We start from the raw sequence: 711 nt of genomic DNA on the forward strand, positions 1-711 counted from the left end.
ACTTTCCTTTCGAAGGCGACCGGGCTTTTCCAGCCCAATGCTGAATGCCGCCGTCGCGGATTGTAGAAGCCGTTGATGTATTGGAAGATGGCCAACTCGGCGTCTCTGCGCGTCTGCCAAGACCTTCGCCAGATCAGCTCAGCCTTGATCGTCTTGAAGAACGTCTCGACGGCGGAGTTGTCATAGCAGTTGCCCTTGCCGCTCATCGATACTTGGAAGCCGTGCTGACGCAGGAGCTTCTGATAATCATGGGAGCAATATTGGCTGCCGCGATCCGTATGATGGATGCAGCCCTTGGGAGGCTGGCGGAGCGCCACAGCCATCTGTAACGCTCGGATTGCGAGGTCTCGTTTCATCCGATTGCTGACCGCCCAGCCAATCACACGGCGGGAATGCAAATCCAAGATCACGGCGAGATACAGCCATCCTTCCCGGGTCCAAACGTAGCTGATGTCGCCCGCCCATTTCCGGTTGGGCTCGTTCGCTGCGAAGTCCCGGTTCAACAGGTTCGGCGCGATGTTGAAGGCGTGATTGCTGTCGGTCGTCACCTTGTATTTCTTCGATCTCTCGACCTGTATGCCGTTCTCACGCATCAGCCTACCAACGCGGCGGTGGCCGATGTTCAGACCGAGCTCCTTCAGCTCTTCAGTCATTCGTGGACGGCCGTAGCTGCCCAGGCTGAGACGAGACTGTTCCTTGATATGAGCCAGC

General features: G+C 57.4%; 1 protein-coding gene. It reads right to left on the reverse strand.

Annotation, left to right across the window (positions count from 1 at the left end; translation table 11 throughout):
• Positions 1-711: IS3 family transposase (locus GV827_RS23230; protein ID WP_164356715.1), on the reverse strand; the 711-nt coding region annotated here is incomplete at both ends.

The sequence above is a fragment of the Sulfitobacter sediminilitoris genome, assembly GCF_010667575.1.
GTDB classification, from domain to species: domain Bacteria; phylum Pseudomonadota; class Alphaproteobacteria; order Rhodobacterales; family Rhodobacteraceae; genus Sulfitobacter; species Sulfitobacter sediminilitoris.